This is a genomic window from Pseudomonas sp. GW821-FHT07B01, from assembly GCF_059419065.1.
The window spans coordinates 130,983-151,025 of record NZ_JBWKRA010000015.1 but is presented as its reverse complement, the minus strand read 5'-3'; the positions used below and the strand labels follow the sequence as shown (position 1 = coordinate 151,025).

The 20,043-nt window shown below is 61.6% G+C and carries 20 protein-coding genes; 12 read left to right on the top strand and 8 right to left on the bottom strand.

The genetic code is table 11. The features are described 5' to 3' along the window. Positions 1 to 184: 184 nt before the first annotated feature. From rluB to AC07S6_RS18000, 6 genes are all read right to left on the bottom strand, one after another. Positions 185 to 1,393 carry a 23S rRNA pseudouridine(2605) synthase RluB gene (rluB, locus tag AC07S6_RS18025; protein WP_014719681.1) on the bottom strand — a complete coding sequence of 403 codons (1,209 nt, stop codon included), beginning with the start codon at positions 1,391 to 1,393 and terminating at the stop codon, positions 185 to 187. 143 nt (positions 1,394 to 1,536) lie between these two features. Then, positions 1,537 to 1,728, bottom strand: a complete 192-nt coding sequence (locus AC07S6_RS18020; RefSeq protein WP_495112724.1) for a DUF1289 domain-containing protein — start codon at positions 1,726 to 1,728, stop codon at positions 1,537 to 1,539. 126 nt (positions 1,729 to 1,854) lie between these two features. Next, positions 1,855 to 2,775, bottom strand: a complete 921-nt coding sequence (gene scpB / locus AC07S6_RS18015; protein WP_495112723.1) for an SMC-Scp complex subunit ScpB — start codon at positions 2,773 to 2,775, stop codon at positions 1,855 to 1,857. 12 nt (positions 2,776 to 2,787) lie between these two features. Beyond that, positions 2,788 to 3,606: a segregation and condensation protein A gene (locus AC07S6_RS18010; protein ID WP_014719684.1), complete on the bottom strand. Its 819-nt coding sequence runs from the start codon at positions 3,604 to 3,606 to the stop codon at positions 2,788 to 2,790. Beyond that, positions 3,607 to 4,236 carry an L-threonylcarbamoyladenylate synthase gene (locus AC07S6_RS18005; protein WP_003193796.1) on the bottom strand — a complete coding sequence of 210 codons (630 nt, stop codon included), beginning with the start codon at positions 4,234 to 4,236 and terminating at the stop codon, positions 3,607 to 3,609. It abuts the gene before it with no gap. A gap of 13 nt (positions 4,237 to 4,249) precedes the next feature. Then, positions 4,250 to 5,113 carry a PHP domain-containing protein gene (locus AC07S6_RS18000; RefSeq protein WP_495112722.1) on the bottom strand — a complete coding sequence of 288 codons (864 nt, stop codon included), beginning with the start codon at positions 5,111 to 5,113 and terminating at the stop codon, positions 4,250 to 4,252. Between the two features lie 87 nt (positions 5,114 to 5,200). Here AC07S6_RS18000 and AC07S6_RS17995 point away from each other — a divergent pair, with 87 nt between their 5' ends. The 6 genes from AC07S6_RS17995 (at position 5,201) to AC07S6_RS17970 (ending at position 10,374) form a co-directional block, all read left to right on the top strand. Further along, a complete protein-coding gene (locus AC07S6_RS17995) occupies positions 5,201 to 5,788 on the top strand; it encodes a septation protein A (RefSeq protein WP_034128542.1) in 588 nt (195 codons plus the stop codon). Between the two features lies 1 nt (position 5,789). Continuing rightward, positions 5,790 to 6,089 carry a YciI family protein gene (locus AC07S6_RS17990; RefSeq protein WP_495112721.1) on the top strand — a complete coding sequence of 100 codons (300 nt, stop codon included), beginning with the start codon at positions 5,790 to 5,792 and terminating at the stop codon, positions 6,087 to 6,089. A gap of 100 nt (positions 6,090 to 6,189) precedes the next feature. After that, positions 6,190 to 6,867 carry a response regulator transcription factor gene (locus AC07S6_RS17985; protein WP_495112720.1) on the top strand — a complete coding sequence of 226 codons (678 nt, stop codon included), beginning with the start codon at positions 6,190 to 6,192 and terminating at the stop codon, positions 6,865 to 6,867. Between the two features lie 250 nt (positions 6,868 to 7,117). Further along, positions 7,118 to 7,576, top strand: a complete 459-nt coding sequence (locus AC07S6_RS17980; protein ID WP_197882986.1) for an LTXXQ domain protein — start codon at positions 7,118 to 7,120, stop codon at positions 7,574 to 7,576. 64 nt (positions 7,577 to 7,640) lie between these two features. Continuing rightward, positions 7,641 to 8,987: a sensor histidine kinase gene (locus tag AC07S6_RS17975; protein WP_495112719.1), complete on the top strand. Its 1,347-nt coding sequence runs from the start codon at positions 7,641 to 7,643 to the stop codon at positions 8,985 to 8,987. 37 nt (positions 8,988 to 9,024) lie between these two features. Continuing rightward, complete coding sequence (locus AC07S6_RS17970) at positions 9,025 to 10,374, top strand: CoA transferase (protein WP_495112718.1); 1,350 nt, start codon at positions 9,025 to 9,027, stop codon at positions 10,372 to 10,374. Positions 10,375 to 10,462: 88 nt separating this feature from the next. Here the strand turns inward: AC07S6_RS17970 and AC07S6_RS17965 are convergent, their stop codons facing one another. Beyond that, a complete protein-coding gene (locus AC07S6_RS17965) occupies positions 10,463 to 11,326 on the bottom strand; it encodes a DNA-3-methyladenine glycosylase family protein (RefSeq protein WP_495112717.1) in 864 nt (287 codons plus the stop codon). Continuing rightward, complete coding sequence (arcD, locus tag AC07S6_RS17960) at positions 11,323 to 12,750, bottom strand: arginine-ornithine antiporter (RefSeq protein WP_495112716.1); 1,428 nt, start codon at positions 12,748 to 12,750, stop codon at positions 11,323 to 11,325. Before arcD (AC07S6_RS17960) ends, AC07S6_RS17965 begins: the two co-directional genes overlap by 4 nt. Before the next feature lie 397 nt (positions 12,751 to 13,147). On the opposite strand from arcD (AC07S6_RS17960), the gene arcD (AC07S6_RS17955) reads away from it, so the two are divergent. From arcD (AC07S6_RS17955) to gcsR, 6 genes are all read left to right on the top strand, one after another. Next, the gene (gene arcD, locus AC07S6_RS17955) at positions 13,148 to 14,575 is read left to right on the top strand and encodes an arginine-ornithine antiporter (RefSeq protein WP_014719693.1); all 1,428 of its coding nucleotides are present in this window, start codon (positions 13,148 to 13,150) and stop codon (positions 14,573 to 14,575) included. Positions 14,576 to 14,599: 24 nt separating this feature from the next. Continuing rightward, the gene (gene arcA / locus AC07S6_RS17950; RefSeq protein ID WP_014719694.1) at positions 14,600 to 15,856 is read left to right on the top strand and encodes an arginine deiminase; all 1,257 of its coding nucleotides are present in this window, start codon (positions 14,600 to 14,602) and stop codon (positions 15,854 to 15,856) included. Between the two features lie 12 nt (positions 15,857 to 15,868). Then, the gene (locus AC07S6_RS17945) at positions 15,869 to 16,879 is read left to right on the top strand and encodes an ornithine carbamoyltransferase (RefSeq protein WP_014719695.1); all 1,011 of its coding nucleotides are present in this window, start codon (positions 15,869 to 15,871) and stop codon (positions 16,877 to 16,879) included. 136 nt (positions 16,880 to 17,015) lie between these two features. Next, positions 17,016 to 17,945, top strand: coding sequence for a carbamate kinase (gene arcC, locus AC07S6_RS17940; protein WP_014719696.1), 930 nt, complete (start codon positions 17,016 to 17,018; stop codon positions 17,943 to 17,945). An 18-nt stretch (positions 17,946 to 17,963) separates the two neighbouring features. Continuing rightward, positions 17,964 to 18,326 carry a DUF5064 family protein gene (locus AC07S6_RS17935; protein ID WP_014719697.1) on the top strand — a complete coding sequence of 121 codons (363 nt, stop codon included), beginning with the start codon at positions 17,964 to 17,966 and terminating at the stop codon, positions 18,324 to 18,326. Between the two features lie 174 nt (positions 18,327 to 18,500). Further along, positions 18,501 to 20,009 (top strand): transcriptional regulator GcsR, encoded by a 1,509-nt coding sequence (gene gcsR, locus AC07S6_RS17930; protein WP_034128551.1) that lies wholly within the window; start codon positions 18,501 to 18,503, stop codon positions 20,007 to 20,009. Positions 20,010 to 20,043 lie beyond the last annotated feature (34 nt).

Genomic DNA, 20,043 nt, shown 5'->3' with positions numbered 1-20,043 from the left:
TTCGCGCCCCAGCGGGAGCAAGCTCCCTCGCCACAGTTGCCGATTCTGTCTTAACTGACTGGCATTAGGGCTTGCCCACCGCTATCACAGGCAAGCCAGCTGCCACAGTTGATTGCATTTCGAATGTAGATCGCAAAAAAAACGCCAACCCTAGGGTTGGCGTTTTCGTGCAGCGCTTAGCGCATCACTGCGGCTTCTTGCGGCCAAAACCAGGACGCTGGCCGGAACCGGCCGGGGCGCCACGGCGCTTGCCCGAAGGCTCGTCCGCGACCAGTTTCGGGCCAGGGCGCTTGTTCGCCGCTGGCTTGGCTGGACGCTTGGTGCTGGCGTTGTCGGCCGGGCGATCCGCTTCACCACGGTTGCTGCGACCACCCGCCGGAGCAGGACGCGGCGTACGTGGCGCACGCTCGCCTTCCTGACGCGATGGCGTGGTGGGGCGGCGTTCACCTTCAATGTGCGGCTGACGCGAGATACGACCGCCGGTGGCCGGTGCATCCAGCGCAGGGCGCAGGGTGCGGGCAACACGTTCGGTACGTGGCACTGGGCGCGACGATTTGCGCTGCATACGCTCAAGCTTGTCTTTGCTCTTGGCGTTCATCTGCGGCATGGCAACCGGCGTCAGGCCCACTTCGGCGCTGAGGATATCGACTTCGTACTGGCTCATTTCGCGCCAGCGGCCCATCGGCAGGTCGGAGTTCAGGAACACCGGGCCAAAACGCACGCGCTTGAGGCGGCTGACCACCAGGCCCTGGGACTCCCACAGGCGACGCACTTCACGGTTACGGCCTTCCATCACCACGCAGTGGTACCAGTGGTTGAAACCTTCGCCACCCGGCGCCTGCTTGATGTCGGTGAACTTGGCCGGGCCGTCTTCGAGCACCACGCCCGCCTTGAGGCGTTCGATCATCTCGTCATCGACTTCACCACGTACACGCACGGCGTATTCACGGTCCATCTCGTAGGACGGGTGCATCAGGCGGTTGGCCAACTCACCGTCAGTGGTGAACATCAGCAAGCCGGTGGTGTTGATGTCCAGGCGACCGATGTTGATCCAGCGGCCTTCTTTAGGCTTGGGCATCTTGTCGAACACGGTCGGACGGCCTTCCGGGTCGTCACGGGTGCAGATCTCGCCGTCGGGCTTGTTGTACATGATCACGCGGCGCACCGATTCGGCGGCCTCTTCACGCTTGATGACCTTGCCATCAATGGTGATTGCATCGTGCAGGTCGACGCGCTGGCCGAGGGTTGCCTCGACGCCGTTGACCTTGATGCGCTTCTGGGTGATCCAGGCTTCGACGTCGCGGCGCGAGCCCACACCGATACGCGCCAGCACTTTTTGCAGTTTTTCGCCTGCTGGGCCGATTTCCTGGTCTTTCTGGTCTTGGTCATTCATCGTAAGCACCTCCCGGTGGGTCGATTCAGGCGTGGCCTGAGGGTATTGAAAGCGGGGCCTTGGCCAAATAGCTCGGCAAGGGGTCGCGAATCATACGCGCATGGCGCGTGTTGCGCATCACAGACTAGTCGATAACGCCCAGCTCATTTGCTTTTCCGCCGACCGGTGGCCCCCAGGGCCAGCAATCGCAGCTCGGCTTCGGCCAGCACCGTGCGCTTGTCGACTTTATCGAGTTTCTTCCAGGCGCGGATTTCACGCTTGCTGCGGCCACAGCCGACGCAGATGTCGTCGCTGAATTTGCAGATGCTGATGCACGGGTCTTTCAGGGCACTCATGGTCGATCCTCTGTGGGAGCTGGCTTGCCTGCGATGGCATCACCTCCTTGCATCTGAGAGACCGAGGTGTCTGCATCGCAGGCAAGCCAGCTCACACATGGGTGGCGCGGTGAAAGTCAGAGCCGGTCAGTCTTCGAGCTGGCGGCGTTCGTTCTCGATGGCCTCGGCCAGCGCCCGGGCTTCGTCTTCTTCGTCACTCAGGGGCGGCTGTTCGAGGGCGGCGACCGCGGCCAAGAGCTTTTCCCGGGCTAGGGCCACGCCAAGCACATCGTCTTCGGCTTCGACCTCAGGCTCGGATTCAACGTTCACCTGGGTTTCTGGCTCCGCCGCACCATCACGCAGCAAATCGTCGAAGTCGGTCTTGATCCCCTGCTCCATGTCGTCCAGCTCCAGCAACAACGTATGGAAACTGGTTTCGTCCTTGGGCTCCTCCGGCTCGGCGCTGGCGTCGGCCAGTTCCTGCAGGCTTTGCGGCACCGGCGCGTCGTCGAAGTCGAGCACCGGCTCGGCCTCCATTTCGCGCAGCTCGGCCAGGGGTGGCAGGTCGTCGAGGTTTTTCAGGTTGAAATGATCGAGGAACACCTTGGTGGTGGCGAACATGGCTGGTTTGCCCGGCACATCGCGGTAGCCAACAATGCGGATCCACTCACGCTCAAGCAGGGTCTTGACGATATGGCTGTTGACCGCCACACCACGCACGTCTTCGATCTCGCCCCGGGTGATGGGCTGGCGATAGGCGATCAGCGCCATGGTCTCCAGCATCGCCCTCGAGTAGCGCTGCGGGCGCTCTTCCCACAAACGCCCGACCCACGGTGAAAACTTCTCACGGATCTGCAGGCGATAACCCGACGCCACTTCGCGCAGCTCAAAGGCACGGCCCTCGCAGGATTTGCGCAGGATCTCCAAGGCCTTCTTGAAGACCGGCGGCTCCGGGCGTTCGGCCTCTTCAAAGAGTTCGAACAGGCGCTCCAGAGATTGCGGTTTGCCCGAGGCCAAAAGAAAGGCCTCCAGCAAAGGGGCCAGTTCGCGGGGTTCAGTCAGATTCATCGATTCAGCTCGTTATTCGGCTCGCGCCCGCACGTGGATAGCCGCAAAAGGCTCATTCTGCACCAGCTCGACCAAGGATTCCTTGACCAGCTCAAGGATCGCCATAAAGGTCACCACCACGCCCAGTCGGCCCTCTTCGGCAGTAAACAACTCGACAAAGGGCACAAACCCACCTCCCTTGAGACGTTCCAGCACATCGCTCATGCGCTCGCGGGTGGACAGCGCTTCACGGCTGACCTGGTGGCTCTCGAACATATCGCCGCGGCGCAGTACTTCGGCCATGGACATCAGCAATTCTTCCAGACTCACGTCCGGCAGCAACTTGCGCGCGCGCGCCTCGGGAGCGTCGAGCTTGGGCACCACCACATCACGGCCCACACGGCTCAGGCCGTCGATGCCTTCGGCGGCGGCCTTGAAGCGTTCGTACTCCTGCAGGCGGCGGATCAGCTCGGCGCGCGGGTCATCCTCTTCGGCTTCCACCGTCTCCGAACGCGGCAACAGCATGCGCGACTTGATCTCGGCGAGCATGGCGGCCATGACCAGGTACTCGGCGGCCAGTTCCAGGCGCACCGACTGCATCAGCTCGACATAGCCCATGTATTGGCGGGTAATTTCTGCCACCGGAATGTCAAGGATGTTGATGTTCTGCTTGCGGATCAGGTACAGCAGCAAGTCCAGCGGGCCTTCGAAGGCTTCAAGGAACACCTCCAGGGCGTCCGGCGGGATGTACAGGTCCAGGGGCATTTCCATGACCGCCTGGCCATACACCATGGCAAACGGCAGTTCCTGCTGGGCGCCAGCCTGGGGATCAGCGGCTTCCACGGCTGACATTCAGGCCTCGACCATGAACGGAGCCGGATCGCCACAACCCACACGCACCACTTCTGGTTCGCCATCGGCCAGGTTGATCACCGTGGAGGCCTTGTTGCCGCCGTAGCCGCCGTCGATGATCAGGTCGACGTGCTTTTCCAGCAAACGGCGCATTTCGTACGGGTCGTACAACGGCTCGGTTTCGCCGGGCAGGATCAACGACACGCTCATCAGCGGTTCGCCCAACTCGGCCAGCAGCGCCAGGGCAATCGGGTGTTCCGGTACGCGCAGGCCAATGGTGCGTTTCTTCGGGTGCAGCAACAGGCGCGGCACTTCGCGGGTGGCGTTGAGGATGAAGGTGTAGGGCCCAGGCGTGTGGGCCTTGAGCAGGCGGAACGTGCCGGTGTCGACCTTGGCGAACAGCCCGAGCTGGGACAAGTCGCTGCAGATCAGCGCAAAGTTATGCTTGTCGTCGAGTTGGCGCAGGCGTCTTACCCGCTCGACCGCGCCCTTGTCGCCGATCTGGCAGCCAATGGCGTAGGACGAATCAGTCGGATAGATCACCACGCCACCGGCGCGGATGATCTCTACGGCCTGCTTGATCAGGCGCGCCTGAGGGTTTTCCGGATGAATCTGGAAGAATTGGCTCACGTGCTCTACCTGTTCAGACGGTGGCAATAATGGGGTCATGCTTGAATCGCCCCCACAACAGCGGCAGATCTTCCGGGACCTGGCGATATTCGCCAATCTCGGACCAGCCGCCTGGGCCATGAAAATCACTGCCGGCACTGACCAGCAGACCAAATTCGCGGGCGAGGATCGCCAGGCTGCCGACCTGTTCCGCCGGTTGATGCCCGTTGACCACTTCGATGGCGTGGCCACCCGCACCAATATAGTCGCTGATCAGCTTGCGGCGCTTGCTGCGGGTGAAATCGTAATGCCAGGGATGCGCCAGGCTCACCCAGGCCCCGGAGGCCCGCAGGGTCTGGACGGTGTCTTCCAGGGTTGGCCAGTGCAGCTTCACATCGCCCAACTTGCCGGCGCCCAGCCATTTGCGAAAGGCCTCGGCGCGATCCTTCACATAGCCTTCGCGCACCATCCAGTCGGCAAAGTGCGGACGGGCCGGTGCGTTGCCGCTGTCGCCCAGTTCCTGCTGGATAGCACGGGCACCGTCGAGGGCACCTGGCATGCCTTTAAGGCTGAGCTTGCGGCTTATTTCTTCGGACCGCAGCCAGCGGCCATCGTGCAATTGGGCAATCGCCGCCACCAAGGGCGGGGCCTTTTGATCAAAACCGTAGCCCAGCACGTGGATGGTGGCGCCGCCCCAGGTGCAGGACAATTCCACGCCGTTGACCAGCTGCATATCCAGGGAGTGCGCGGCCTGGCGGGCTTCGTCGAGGCCTTCAAGGGTGTCATGGTCGGTCAATGCCAAAACTCGCACGCCTTTTTCGAACGCACGCGCAACCAGTACAGCGGGCGCCAGGGCGCCGTCGGAGGCCGTGCTGTGGCAGTGCAAATCAACATTCACGGGGGTGTGTAACCTCAAGTCAGCTGGCGCTATCGCAACCAAGGATGTTTGTTATTATGCCGACACATCCAGCTTCTGGCTCTTACTGTGAAACAATTCATCGACTTCATCCCGCTGTTGCTGTTTTTCATCGTTACCAAACTCGACCCCAGGGTCATCGAAATCGCCGGCCACGAGCTGTCGTTCGGGGGCATCTACAGTGCCACTGCCGTACTGATCATCAGCTCTATCGTAGTGTACGGCGCCATCTTCATCTCGCAGCGCAAGCTGGAAAAAAGCCAATGGCTCACCCTCGTCGCCTGCCTGGTGTTCGGCGGCCTGACCCTGGCCTTCCATAGCGAAACCTTCCTTAAATGGAAAGCCCCGGTGGTCAACTGGCTGTTCGCCCTGGTGTTTATCGGCAGCCACTTCATCGGTGACCGCCTGCTGATCAAGCGGATCATGGGGCATGCGCTGACCTTGCCGGAGCCGGTGTGGGTGCGCCTGAACGTGGCCTGGATCGTGTTCTTCCTGTTCTGCGGCGCCGCCAACCTGTTCGTGGCCTTCACCTTCCAGGACTACTGGGTCGACTTCAAAGTGTTTGGCAGCCTGGGCATGACCGTATTGTTTTTGATCGGCCAGGGCATCTACCTGTCACGCCACCTGCATGACACCACACCGAAAACCGAGGACTGACATGCTCTACGCCATCATTGCCACCGACATTGCCAACTCGTTGGAAAAACGCCTGAGCGTACGCCCGGCCCACGTCGAGCGCCTCAAACAGCTGCAAGCCGAAGGCCGCATGGTACTGGCCGGCCCGCACCCGGCCGTCGACAGCAACGACCCGGGCGACGCAGGTTTCAGCGGAAGCCTGATCGTCGCCGAGTTCGCCTCCCTGGCCGACGCCCAGGCCTGGGCCCAGGCTGACCCTTATGTCGCAGCAGGCGTCTACGCCGATGTGGTGATCAAGCCGTTCAAGCAAGTCTTGCCTTGAGCGCGGCTGCGTCGAACCTAATCGTTTCGGCGCACTCCTAATGGCTCACGGCGTCACCGGTGGGGCCTTCGCCGCCGACAATGGCTAAATTGAGTGAGTCATGAGCGAGCTGTTACTGATAGATGATGACCAGGAGCTCTGTGAGCTGCTGACCAGTTGGTTGAGCCAGGAAGGTTTCCAGGTACGCGCCTGCCATGACGGTTCGAGTGCCCGAAAAGCCCTGGCGGACAGTGCGCCGGCGGCCGTCGTACTGGATGTTATGCTGCCCGACGGCAGCGGCCTGGAGCTGCTCAAGCAATTGCGCAACGACCACCCGGAGCTGCCGGTGCTGATGCTCTCGGCCCGAGGCGAACCCCTGGACCGCATCCTCGGCCTGGAACTGGGCGCCGACGACTACCTGGCCAAGCCTTGCGACCCACGCGAGCTGACGGCGCGCCTGCGCGCCGTGTTACGCCGTAGCCACCCGGCCGCGGTATCGACCCAGCTGGAACTGGGCGACCTGTGCTTCAGCCCGGTGCGCGGCGTTGTCAGCATCGATGAACAGGAGTTCGCCCTCACCGTCTCCGAAAGCCGCCTGCTCGAAGCATTGCTGCGTCAGCCCGGCGAGCCCCTGGATAAACAGGAACTGGCGCAGATCGCCCTGGGCCGCAAGCTGACCCTGTATGACCGCAGCCTGGACATGCACGTCAGCAACCTGCGTAAAAAGATCGGCCCACACCCCGATGGCCGGCCACGGATCGTGGCGCTGCGTAGTCGTGGTTACTACTACAGCCTCTAAACATCACGCTCAACCCTGTGGGAGCTGGCTTGCCTGCGATAGTGGTGGGCCACTTAGCATGAGGGTGACTGACACACCGCTATCGCAGGCAAGCCAGCTCCCACCCGCGTTCTCATCAGCCTCGAGGGTTTTGTCAGTTCCTATCAAACTCGTCTTTACCGAAGCTTTACCCTCCCCTGACCGCCGCTGACCTTGCGCTGCGTAACCTACTCACATCCGGACTCACCGGAATAGAGACAGGAGAATCACCATGCGCAAGACCCTTATCGCTTTGATGCTCGCCACTGCCCTGCCCACCGTTGCCATGGCAATGCCGGAAGGCCCAGGCCCGATGGGTGGTCCTGAAAGCCACATGATGGGCGGCCCAGGCCACGGTGAACACGGTCCGCGTGGCAAAGGCGGCCCGTTCAGCCAGCTGGACTTGAGCAAGGAACAGCGCGAGCAGATCCGCAAGCTGATGGGTGACCAATGGCACGCCCGCAAAGACCTGGTCAAAAAGTACCTGGACAAACTGCCAGCTGCTGACCAGAAGGCGATGCAGGACGAAATCGCCGCCGGCAAGCAGAAAACCCAGACTGATATCCGTGCCGTGCTCAAGCCCGACCAGCAGAAGAAGTACGACGAAATCGTCAAGAAACAAGCCGAGCGCCGCGCCGAATGGAAAGAGTTCCAGGCCTGGAAAGCCCAGCAAGCGCAAAAAGCGCAATAATGACCTAGCTTCACCTCAGCCCAGTGGTTCGCGCCGCTGGGCTTTTCCTGTTTGAGGGTTTCCTGTGCGTTCATTGTTCTGGCGTATCCTGGCGAGTTTCTGGCTGGCCATCGCCCTGGTTGCCGGTTTGTCGATCCTGCTTGGGCACATGCTCAACCAGGACGCCTGGATTCTCAGCCGCCACCCTGGCCTCAACAACCTGGCCCAAGAGTGGACGCAGCTCTACGAAACCCAGGGCGAAGACGCCGCCCAGGAGTTGCTGCAGCAGCGCAAACGCCAGTACCACATCGACGTGCAAGTGCTTAACGAAAGCGGCGAGCCAGTGGTGCGCGGTACCTTCCCGCGCCGCGCCGCCGCCTTCGAAGCCCGCCAGAACGACAGCCAGGACGGCCACCTGCCGTGGCGACGCCTGACCGCCGAATACACCAGCGATAAAACCGGCGATACCTACCTGCTGATCTACCGTATTCCTCACCCGGAGCTGGACGCCTGGCACCGCAGCAGCCTGCTGTGGCCGCTCAGTGCATTGGCGATTACCCTGGTGGTGCTGACCCTGTTCAGCCTGCTGGTGACCTTGTCCATCACCCGCCCACTCAGCCGTTTGCGCGGCGCGGTGCATGATCTGGGGCAAACCACTTATCAACAGAACAGCCTGGCGCAACTGGCCAACAGGCGCGATGAATTCGGCGTACTGGCCAACGACTTCAACCGCATGGGCGCACGCCTGCAAAGCCTGATCGGCAGCCAGCGCCAGTTGCTGCGCGACGTCTCCCACGAACTGCGCTCGCCGTTGGCGCGCTTGCGTATCGCCCTGGCCCTGGCCGAACGCGCCAGCCCCGAAGAACGGGAAAAACTCTGGCCGCGCCTGACCCGCGAATGCGACCGCCTGGAAGCCTTGATCAGCGAGATCCTGGTGTTGGCACGGGTCGACGCCGACAACGCCAGCGCCGAAGACATCGACCTCACCTCGTTGCTTAAAACGCTGCAAAAGGACGCCCAACTCAGTGCCCCCGAGCAAGTGGTGCAACTGACGACTGCCAATGACTTGCAGCTTAAAGGCTGGCCGACCATGATCGAACGCGCCGTGGACAACCTGCTGCGCAATGCCCAGCGCTTCAACCCGGTGGGCGAACCGATTGAATTGCAGGCCCAGCATCAAGGCGGGCGCATTTTGATCAGCGTACGCGACCACGGCCCCGGCGTTGAAGCCGAGCACCTGAGCCAATTGGGCGAGCCGTTCTACCGGGCGCCAGGCCAGACCGCCCAAGGCCATGGCCTGGGCCTGGCCATCGCCCGTCGCGCCGCCGAGCGCCATGGCGGTAACCTAATCCTGGCCAACCATCCCGATGGCGGCTTTATCGCCAGCATCGAACTGCCCTTGATCCCTGGGGTTGCCACACCGGTGGGATGATCTTCTATAGTGGGCCTTCTCTTACGGAGGGCCTTTGATGACAGACCTGCTGACTCCCATCCAAGCCGCACTCGCTTTACCGCACGCCCCACTGCCCCAGACCCAGGCCGGCGCCTTGCCCTCGACCTTCGCCGTGACAGACCTGGCGGCCGCCAGCATCGGCGCCGCGGGCCAGGCTATCGCCCAGTTGATTGAGCAACAAACCGGGCGCCTGCCCAGCGTCAGCGTGGATCGGCGCCTGGCCTCGTTGTGGTTCTCCTCGTCGATTCGCCCCGTGGGGTGGCAAGTGCCGCCTTTGTGGGACCCGGTAGCGGGTGATTACGCCAGCGCCGATGGCTGGATCCGTCTGCACACCAACGCGCCCCATCACCGCGCAGCGGCCGAGCGGGTATTGGGGCCTGCCGCTGATCGCGCCGCCATGGAGAGTAGAGTCGCGACCTGGAAAGCCGCCGAACTGGAACAGGCGGTTGTCGATGCGGGCGGTTGTGCCGCGCAAATGCGTAGCTGGCAAGCCTGGCAGCAGCATCCCCAAGGCTTGGCGGTAAACGCCGAAGCGTTGATCCAGCGTCAGGTCTTCGAACCCGGCATCGACAAACCCTGGCTTGGCTCAGCCGCTCGCCCACTGGCCGGCATCAAGGTGCTGGATTTGACCCGGGTGCTAGCCGGCCCGGTGGCCAGTCGTTTCCTCGCAGGCTTAGGCGCCGACGTACTGCGCATCGACTCGCCCACCTGGAACGAACCTGGCGTCGTCCCGGAAATGACCCTGGGTAAACGCTGCGCCCGCCTGGATCTAACGAGCCACGACGACCGGCAAGTGTTCGAAGCGTTGCTCAAGGACGCCGACATCCTGTTCCACGGTTACCGCGCCGATGCCCTGGAGCAACTCGGTTATACCCTTGGCGAACGACAGCACATCGCCCCCGGACTGATCGACGTCAGCCTCAACGCCTACGGCTGGAGCGGCCCATGGCGTAATCGTCGTGGCTTTGACAGCCTGGTGCAGATGAGCAGCGGGATTGCCGAGGCCGGCATGGCCTGGAAACAGACGGATAAACCGCTGCCGCTACCGGTGCAGGCGCTGGATCACGCCACCGGCTATTTGATGGCCGCCAGCGCGATCCGAGCTTTGGCCGAGCGCCTGGACTCCGGACGCGGCGGTTCGGCGCGCTTGTCGTTGGCGCGTACGGCGAAGTTGCTGGTGGCGGCCGGGCAAGTGCCACAGCAAGCGGCATTGCGCGAAGAAGATATCAATGACCAAGGCCTGGTGGTGGAGCAGACAGCCTGGGGTCAGGCCCACCGGCTACTGGCGCCGCTGAGCATCAGTGGCACGCCGTTGCAGTGGGATTTACCGGCGGTGGAGTTAGGGTCACACCGACCTCAGTGGTGACCTGGGCACCGCTATCGCAGGCAAGCCAGCTCCCACTGGATCAGTGTGGGAGCCGGGCTTGCCCGCGATGGGGCCATCACCGTCGCTATCAATCCCCGCGGTTCAACGACGTCCACAAATGCTGCGCCGCATACGCCCTCAACGGCCGCCACGCCTCGGCCCGCGCCAATAACTGCCGCGCCGACACCGGCCCACCTTCCAAGGCTGCCAAAGCATTGATCAGCCCGATATCCCCCGACGCAAATGCATCCACCTCGCGCAACTGGCGCATGGCGATGTACTGCGCGGTCCACTCTCCAATCCCCGGCAACGCAACCAGCTGTGCAACGCCGTCCTGGAGGCTGGCCTTGGGTTCGAAAAGCTGAGGATCATCCAACAGCGCCTGGGCCACACCGGACAGAGTACGGCCCCGCGCCTTGGGCATGCCCAAGGTGGCTAGGTCTGCCGCCGCCAGCACTTCAGGTGTCGGAAACAGGTGGGTAATACCGGCGTGCGGGGTTTGCAGGGTCTGGCCATACTGCGCCACCAACTTGCCCGCCAGGCGAATCGCCGCCACCACGGTGATCTGCTGGCCCAGCACTGCACGAATCGCCAGTTCCAACCCGTCCCAGGTGCCTGGCAACCGCAGGCCAGGGCGGGCCGCAACCAGTTGCGCCATCAGGGGGTCTTGCGACAATTGCGCGTTGATCACCTCAGGCACCGCATCCAGATCAAACATCCTGCGCAAGCGCCGCTCGATCTCAGGCATCGCTGCAGGCTCGGGAAAGTCGACCGTCACCTCCAGCCAATCCCCCACGCCCGGTTCGAGGCTGACCCAGCCATGTCGGCCCGCCACACTGATACTGCGCCGATACACCCCGGCGACCACGGTTTCCAACCCGGTAATCGCCCGCGCCGATAGGAACCCCAGCATCGCCGCCCAGTCGTAGGGCGGTTGATACGCCAGTCTCACAGTGACAATACCCCGCTATACAGCCCATACGCGGCTAACCCGGCGCCCGCGATCACGCCGCTGAAAATGCCTTTTTCCACGGTGGTAAACAAGGGTTGGCCCTGCTCGCGCTTGGCCAGGGCAAACAGGATCACACCCGGTGCGTACAGCAACGCCGACAGCAGCAAGTACTTCAAGCCCCCCGCATACAGCAGCCAGATCGCATAACCGAGGGCAACCAGCCCCACCAGCAGATCTTTCATGCGCCGGCGCTGCCAGCCTGCATAGGTTTCGCCGCGCGCGCTCAACAGCACCGCATAGGCCGCCGACCACAAATAAGGCACCAGGATCATTGAGGAAGCCAGGTAGATCAGGGTGGTGTAGGTGCTGGCGGAAAACAGCGTGATCACCAGGAATGCCTGGATCATCACGTTGGTCAGCCATAAGGCATTGACCGGCACCTGATTGGCGTTTTCCTTCTTCAGGAACGCCGGCATGGTCTTGTCCTGGGCGGTGGCATAGAGGATTTCCGCGCACAGCAGCGCCCAGGAGAGCAACGCGCCGAGCAGCGAAACCGCCAGGCCGATACTGATCAATACCGCGCCCCAAGGCCCGACGATATGCTCCAACACACCGGCCAGGGACGGGTTCTGCAATTGCGCCAGCTCCGGCTGGCTCATGATGCCCAGGGACAACACATTCACCAGCACCAGCAAGGCCAGCACGCCCACGAAACCAATCACCGTGGCGCGCCCCACGTCCGAGCGTTTCTGCGCCCGCGCCGAATACACACTGGCGCCTTCGATCCCGATAAACACAAACACCGTGACCAGCATCATGTGGCGCACCTGCTCGACCACGCTGCCCATCTGCGGGTTACCCATTCCCCAGATATCGCGGGTGAAAATATCCGCCTTGAATGCAACGGCGGCGATCACGATAAACATCAGCAGCGGCACGATCTTCGCCACCGTCGTCACCTGATTGATGAACGCTGCCTCTTTGATCCCGCGCATCACCAGAAAATGTACGGCCCACAGCAACAGCGACGCGCAGCCGATGGCAAGCGGCGTATTGCCCTGGCCGAACGCCGGAAAAAAGTAGCCGAGGGTGCTAAATAGCAAGACGAAATAACCGACATTGCCCATCCACGCACTGATCCAGTAACCCCAGGCGGATGAAAAGCCCATGTAATCGCCAAAACCCGCCTTGGCGTAGGCATACACCCCGGAGTCCAGTTCGGGCTTACGGTTCGCCAACGTCTGGAACACAAAGGCCAGGGTCAGCATGCCGATGGCGGTGATCGCCCAGCCGATCAAGATGGCCCCCACTTCGGCACGGGCAGCCATGTTCTGCGGCAATGAAAAGATGCCGCCGCCAATCATCGAGCCCACCACCAGGGCAATCAGGGCACTGAGCCGAAGTTTCTGGGCGGGTTGGGACATGCAGCTTCCTCGAAATAAACGGTTGTGCGACAACTGCGCACATAAGTAATTCAGATTAATGACGTTGTCATAACATAAGGATATGTAAAGGTAGGAAGTTTAGGCTTATTTAGAATTTAAATACGTCAATTATGAAGCGATAGTCAAACAACGTACAAAAAATTTGCACATTCGCAAATACGAACTAGCGTCAACACCCATGTCCTCGACCAAATGATTAACCACAAAGCAAAGAGCGCTCTATCAAGCGCCTTTGCGGGACTTGTTCGCCCGCAAAAACCTCACCCTAAGTCGTTAATTCACAATGGAATGTGCCAATGAAGTGATCTGAGTCAGCTGTTTGATTAGCGCACGGAATTATTCTGTGGTCTCTCTTCTCCTGCATTGGAGTCATGCAATGTCTGAAACTCCCGGAAAACTTCGACTAGGCGCCCTGGTCGCACTTGTCGTCGGCTCGATGATTGGCGGCGGTATCTTTTCATTGCCACAAAACATGGCCGCCAGCGCCGATGTCGGTGCGGTGTTGATCGGCTGGGTGATTACCGCCATCGGCATGTTGACCCTCGCCTTCGTGTTCCAGACCCTCGCCAACCGCAAGCCTGACCTCGACGGCGGGGTCTACGCCTACGCCAAGGCCGGTTTCGGCGACTACATGGGCTTTTCATCCGCCTGGGGCTACTGGATCAGCGCCTGGCTGGGCAACGTCGGCTACTTCGTGTTGCTGTTCAGCACCTTGGGCTATTTCTTCCCGGTCTTTGGCGAGGGCAATACCCCGACGGCGGTGATCGCTGCGTCAGTGCTGTTATGGGCCGTGCATTTCCTGGTGCTGCGCGGGATCAAGGAAGCGGCGTTCATCAACCTGGTGACCACCGTCGCCAAAGTGGTGCCGCTACTGCTGTTCGTGCTCATCGCCCTGTTCGCGTTCAAGCTGGACATCTTCACCGCTGACATCTGGGGCGTTAAAAACCCGGACCTGGGCAGTGTGATGAACCAGGTGCGCAACATGATGCTCGTCACCGTGTGGGTGTTTATCGGCATCGAAGGCGCGAGCATCTTCTCGTCCCGTGCCGAGAAACGCAGTGACGTGGGCAAGGCCACCGTGATCGGCTTTATCACTGTGCTGCTGTTCCTGATGCTGGTGAACGTGCTGTCCCTAGGGATCATGACCCAGCCGGAACTGGCCAAACTGCAAAACCCGTCGATGGCCGCCGTGCTGGAGCATGTGGTGGGCCACTGGGGCGCGGTGCTGATCAGCGTGGGCTTAATCATCTCCCTGCTCGGCGCGCTGCTGTCCTGGGTGCTGCTGTGTGCGGAGATCATGTTCGCCGCCGCCAAGGACCACACCATGCCGGAGTTCCTGCGCAAGGAAAACGCCAACCATGTGCCGGTCAACGCCCTGTGGCTGACCAACGCAATGGTGCAGATATTCCTGGTGATCACGCTGTTTTCCGCCAGCACCTACCTGTCACTGATCTACCTCGCCACCTCGATGATCCTAGTGCCTTACCTGTGGTCGGCGGCCTACGCCCTGTTGCTGGCGGTGCGCGGCGAGACCTACGAGAACGCCCTCAAAGAGCGCAGGAAAGACCTGTTCATCGGCGCTATCGCCCTGATCTATGCGATCTGGCTGCTCTACGCCGGCGGCACCAAATACCTGCTGCTCTCCGCCCTGCTCTATGCCCCTGGCGCGATCCTGTTCGCCAAAGCCAAGCGTGAACTGGGCAAACCGATTTTCACCCCCGTCGAGAAGCTGATTTTCGCCGCAGTGGTCATTGGCGCCCTGGTGGCGGCCTATGGGCTCTACGACGGCTTCCTGACCCTGTAATTGTTGTTCACTGGAGGATCTGTAATGACCACGGAAAAAGTGAAGTACGGCGTACATTCCGAAGCCGGCAAACTGCGCAAAGTCATGGTGTGCTCCCCAGGTTTGGCCCACCAGCGGCTGACCCCCAACAACTGCGACGAGCTGCTGTTCGATGACGTGCTGTGGGTGGCCCAGGCCAAGCGCGACCACTTCGACTTCGTGACCAAGATGCGCGAGCGGGACATTGATGTGCTGGAAATGCACAACCTGCTCACCGACATCGTCGCCAACCCCGAAGCGCTGGACTGGATTCTGGAACGCAAGATCACCGCCAACACCGTAGGCCTGGGCCTGGTCGATGAAGTCGGTTCGTGGCTGCGCAGCCTGGAGCCGCGCAAAATCAGCGAGTACCTGATTGGCGGCGTATCGGCCGACGACCTGCCGAGCAGCTTCGGTGGCAAGACCATCGAGATGTTCCGCGATTTTCTCGGCCACGCCAGTTTCATCCTGCCGCCGCTGCCCAATACCCAGTTCACCCGCGACACCACCTGCTGGATCTACGGCGGCGTGACGCTCAACCCGATGTACTGGCCGGCGCGCCGCCAGGAAACCCTGCTGACCAGCGCCATCTATAAATTCCACCCTGAGTTCACCAACGCGGACTTCCAGATCTGGTACGGCGACCCCGACCAGGAACATGGCGCCGCGACGCTGGAAGGCGGCGACGTGATGCCGATTGGCAACGGCGTGGTATTGATCGGCATGGGCGAACGCTCGTCCCACCAGGCCATCGGCCAACTGGCGCGTAACCTGTTCCAGAACAAAGCCGTGGAACGCGTCATCGTTGCCGGCCTACCCAAATCCCGCGCCGCGATGCACCTGGACACCGTGTTCAGCTTCTGCGACCGCGACCTGGTCACCGTCTTCCCCGAAGTGGTCAACCAGATCGTGCCTTTCACCCTGCGCCCTGACGAGAGCAAGCCCCACGGCATCGACATTCAGCGCGAGAAAACCAACTTCCTCGAAACCGTGGCCGCAGCGCTCAACCTCAAGGCCCTGCGCGTCGTCGAGACCGGCGGCAACAGCTTCGCCGCCGAACGCGAGCAATGGGATGACGGCAACAACGTGGTGGCCGTGGAACCGGGCGTGGTGATTGGCTACGACCGCAACACCTACACCAACACCCTGCTGCGCAAGGCCGGTGTGGAAGTGATCACCATCAGCGCCGGTGAACTCGGCCGAGGCCGTGGTGGCGGCCACTGCATGACCTGCCCGATCATCCGCGACCCTATCGACTATTAAGGAGATTCCATCATGGCTTTCAATATGCGCAACCGCAGCCTGCTGTCGCTGATGCACCACACCACTCGCGAGCTGCATTACCTGCTGGACCTGTCCCGCGATCTCAAACGCGCCAAATACACCGGCACCGAGCGTCCGCACCTGCAAGGCAAGAACATCGCGCTGATCTTCGAAAAGACCTCGACCCGCACTCGCTGTGCCTTCGAAGTCGCGGCCCATGACCAAGGCGCCCACGTCACCTATATCGACCCGGTGTCGTCGCAGATCGGCCACAAAGAAAGCATGAAAGACACCGCCCGCGTACTGGGCCGGATGTTCGATGCCATTGAATACCGTGGCTTTGAGCAGGAAATCGTCGAAGAGCTGGCCAAGTTCGCCGGTGTGCCGGTGTTCAACGGCCTCACCGCCGAATTCCACCCGACCCAGATGATCGCCGACACCCTGACCATGCGTGAACACAGCGACAAGCCGCTGCATGACATCAGCTACGCTTACCTCGGGGACGCCCGCTACAACATGGGCAACTCGCTGCTGATGATCGGCGCCAAGCTGGGCATGGACGTGCGCATCGGCGCGCCCAAAGCGCTGTGGCCCCATGAAGATTTCATCAAGCAATGCCAGGCCTTTGCCGAGGAAAGCGGCGCACGCATCACCATCACCGAAGACCCGAAAGAAGCCGTGAAAGGTGTGGACTTCATCCACACCGATATCTGGGTGTCCATGGGCGAACCGGTGGAAGCGTGGGACGAGCGCATCGAGCAACTGCTGCCGTACCAGGTCAACGCCAAGATGATGAAAGCCTCGGGCAACCCTCGGGTGAAATTCATGCATTGCCTGCCGGCGTTCCACAACAGTGAAACCAAGGTCGGCAAGGACATCGCGGCACGCTATCCGCACCTGGCCAATGGCGTGGAAGTGACCGAAGAGGTGTTCGAGTCGCCGGCCAATATCGCCTTCGAGCAGGCGGAAAACCGCATGCATACCATCAAGGCGATTCTGGTGTCGGCGTTGGCGGATATCTAACACCACTCTGATCGTTCCCACGCTCCGCGTGGGAATGCAGCCAGTGGCGCTCTGCGCCACAAGAGCGGACGCAGAGCGTCCGGGGGGGCATTCCCACGCAGAGCGTGGGAACGATCATTCTAGAAGGACATTCTGTATGCGCATCGTCGTAGCCCTGGGCGGCAACGCCCTCCTGCGTCGTGGTGAACCCATGACCGCAGACAACCAACGCGCCAATATCCGCATCGCCACCGAACAGATCGCCAAGATCCACCCCGGCAACGAGTTGGTGATCGCCCACGGCAATGGCCCGCAAGTGGGCCTGCTGTCATTGCAGGCGGCGGCCTACACCAGCGTCTCGCCCTATCCGTTGGACGTGCTGGGCGCCGAGACAGAGGGCATGATCGGCTACATCATCGAACAGGAACTGGGCAACCTGCTGGACTTTGAAGTGCCGTTCGCCACCCTGCTCACCCAGGTCGAAGTGGACGCCAAGGACCCGGCCTTCCAGAACCCTACCAAGCCCATCGGCCCGGTGTATGCCAAAGCCGAAGCCGAGAAACTCGCCGCCGAGAAAGGTTGGGCCATCGCGCCCGATGGCGACAAATACCGCCGCGTGGTCGCCAGCCCGCGCCCCAAACGCATCTTTGAAATTCGCCCGATCAAATGGCTGCTGGAGAAAAAAGCCATCGTGATCTGCGCCGGTGGCGGCGGCATCCCGACGATGTATGGCGAAGACGGCAAGCTGCGCGGCATTGAAGCCGTGATCGACAAAGACCTGTGTTCCTCCTTGCTGGCCACGCAACTGGAGGCCGATTTGCTGGTGATCGCCACCGACGTCAACGCCGCCTTTATCGACTTCGGCAAGCCCACCCAGAAGGCCATCGGCCAGGCCCACCCCGACGACATGGAAAAACTCGGCTTCGCCGCCGGCTCCATGGGGCCCAAGGTCCAAGCCGCCTGCGAGTTCGCCCGCCAGACTGGCAAAACTGCGGTGATCGGTTCACTCTCGGACATCGAAGCCATCGTCCAGGGCAGCGCCGGCACACGCATCAGCACGGCCAAACCTGGCATCACCTACCTGTGAAGTTGAGGAGAAACGCCTATGGCTATCTTTGAACCCGGCCACCTGCATATCGAGCGACACGCGCTTAACAAGGACGATGTCAGCTACGACCTGTGCCTGGACTACGAAGTCGTCACGGATGACCGCGAAGGCAAAGGCATGCAGTTCACCCTGCATGGCAGCATCCAGGGCAAGGGCATGAAGGAAACCTTTTTCCTGCCCAAGGACCAGGCCTATAACTTCGCCAGCAATGTGACCAAGATTGTCGAAAAATACGGCATTCCCAAGACCCATAGCAGCGTCGGTTCACAGCACAAGCATTACGATCTGATGTTTGAGGATGTGCGCCACCAGTTGGATATGAAATCCGGCGACCCGGTCAAACCCGAACACCTGGAATAACCTGCCCCCCCAATCGAATGTGGGAGCTGGCTTGCCTGCGATAGCGACGTGTCAGACGATATTTTCGGTAACTGACCCACCGCCATCGCAGGCAAGCCAGCTCCCACATTTTGATCTCCACCGGCTCCAAGGCATACTGGCCACCCTCAGCACTCCAGAATCAAGATCCGCCCCATGCGTATCCACGTCAGCTTCATCGACCGCGTCGGCATCACCCAGGAAGTCCTGGCCTTGCTCGGTGGGCGCAATCTCAATCTGGATGCGGTGGAAATGGTGCCGCCCAATGTCTATATCGATGCGCCGACCCTCAGCGCCGAGGTGCTTGAAGAACTGCGCGATGCGTTGTTCAGCGTGCACGGCGTGCAGGCGGTAAAGGTCGTCGACATCCTTCCGGGCCAGCGTCGCCACTTGCAACTCGACGCCCTGCTGGCGGCCATGACCGACCCGGTGCTGGCCCTGGACAGTGCAGGCAAGATCCTGCTGGCCAATCCGGCGCTGATCGCCTTGTACGGGCGTGAACCGGCCGGTGAGAGCATCGCCGAGCTGTTCGAGGATCCGGCCTTGCTGGAAACCTTGCTGGACCAGGGCTTTCGATTGCCGTTGCGCGAGATCAGCGTCAACGGCCAGACCCTGCTGCTGGGCGCCACGCCAATCACCGACGCCGGCGCCCTGCTTACCCTCTACCAGCCCAACCGCATCGGCGAACAACTGTCGGCGCTGCACCATGACCATGCCGAAGGGTTTGATGCGCTGCTGGGCGAGTCCCCGGCGATCCGCACGCTCAAGGCGCGGGCGCAACGGGTGGCGGCGCTGGATGCACCGCTGCTGATCCAGGGCGAAACCGGTACCGGCAAAGAACTGGTGGCCCGCGCCTGCCACGCCATCAGTGCGCGCCACAGTGCGCCGTTTCTGGCACTGAACTGCGCGGCACTGCCGGAGAACCTCGCCGAAAGCGAATTGTTCGGCTATGCCCCTGGCGCCTTTACCGGCGCGCAACGCGGTGGCAAACCAGGGCTGATGGAGCTGGCCAACCAGGGCACGGTGTTCCTCGATGAGATCGGTGAGATGTCGCCGTACCTGCAAGCCAAGCTGCTGCGTTTTCTCAATGACGGCAGCTTTCGCCGCGTGGGTGGTGACCGCGAAGTGAAGGTCAATGTGCGCATCCTCAGCGCCACCCACCGCGACCTGGAAAAGATGGTCAGCGAAGGCACCTTTCGCGAAGACCTGTTTTACCGCCTCAACGTGCTCAACGTCGCCGTGCCGCCCTTGCGTGAACGCGGCCAGGACATCCTGCTGCTGGCGCGCTACTTCATGCAGCAAGCCTGCGCGCAGATCCAGCGCCCGGTCTGCCGCCTGGCGCCGGGTACCTATCCAGCCCTGCTGGGCAACCACTGGCCGGGCAACGTGCGGCAGTTGCAAAACGTGATCTTCCGCGCTGCCGCCATCTGCGAAAGCAGCCTGGTGGACATCGGCGACCTGGACATCGCCGGCACCTCCGTGGCGCGCCAGAGCGATGGTGAAGTCGACAGCCTGGAACAGGCCGTGGAAGATTTCGAGCGCAGCCTGCTGGAAAGCCTCTACAGCCGCTACCCCTCGACCCGCCAACTGGCCAGCCGGCTACAAACCTCCCACACGGCTATCGCCCATCGCCTGCGCAAATACGGCATTCCCAACAAACCCTGACGGAATAAACTCGGTTCAACTGTGGGAGCTGGCT

Bases quoted from the DNA above. Each gene is read 5' to 3' on its own strand.
- scpB (WP_495112723.1), bottom strand. From the start codon at position 2,775: ATGAATCTGACTGAACCCCGCGAACTGGCCCCTTTGCTGGAGGCCTTT.
- arcD (WP_014719693.1), top strand. From the start codon at position 13,148: ATGTCTGAAACTCCCGGAAAACTTCGACTAGGCGCCCTGGTCGCACTT.
- arcC (WP_014719696.1), top strand. From the start codon at position 17,016: ATGCGCATCGTCGTAGCCCTGGGCGGCAACGCCCTCCTGCGTCGTGGT.
- AC07S6_RS17970 (WP_495112718.1), top strand. From the start codon at position 9,025: ATGACAGACCTGCTGACTCCCATCCAAGCCGCACTCGCTTTACCGCAC.
- AC07S6_RS18020 (WP_495112724.1), bottom strand. From the start codon at position 1,728: ATGAGTGCCCTGAAAGACCCGTGCATCAGCATCTGCAAATTCAGCGAC.
- arcA (WP_014719694.1), top strand. From the start codon at position 14,600: ATGACCACGGAAAAAGTGAAGTACGGCGTACATTCCGAAGCCGGCAAA.
- AC07S6_RS17935 (WP_014719697.1), top strand. From the start codon at position 17,964: ATGGCTATCTTTGAACCCGGCCACCTGCATATCGAGCGACACGCGCTT.
- rluB (WP_014719681.1), bottom strand. From the start codon at position 1,393: ATGAATGACCAAGACCAGAAAGACCAGGAAATCGGCCCAGCAGGCGAA.
- AC07S6_RS18010 (WP_014719684.1), bottom strand. From the start codon at position 3,606: ATGTCAGCCGTGGAAGCCGCTGATCCCCAGGCTGGCGCCCAGCAGGAA.
- AC07S6_RS17980 (WP_197882986.1), top strand. From the start codon at position 7,118: ATGCGCAAGACCCTTATCGCTTTGATGCTCGCCACTGCCCTGCCCACC.
- gcsR (WP_034128551.1), top strand. From the start codon at position 18,501: ATGCGTATCCACGTCAGCTTCATCGACCGCGTCGGCATCACCCAGGAA.
- AC07S6_RS17990 (WP_495112721.1), top strand. From the start codon at position 5,790: ATGCTCTACGCCATCATTGCCACCGACATTGCCAACTCGTTGGAAAAA.
- arcD (WP_495112716.1), bottom strand. From the start codon at position 12,750: ATGTCCCAACCCGCCCAGAAACTTCGGCTCAGTGCCCTGATTGCCCTG.
- AC07S6_RS17985 (WP_495112720.1), top strand. From the start codon at position 6,190: ATGAGCGAGCTGTTACTGATAGATGATGACCAGGAGCTCTGTGAGCTG.
- AC07S6_RS17945 (WP_014719695.1), top strand. From the start codon at position 15,869: ATGGCTTTCAATATGCGCAACCGCAGCCTGCTGTCGCTGATGCACCAC.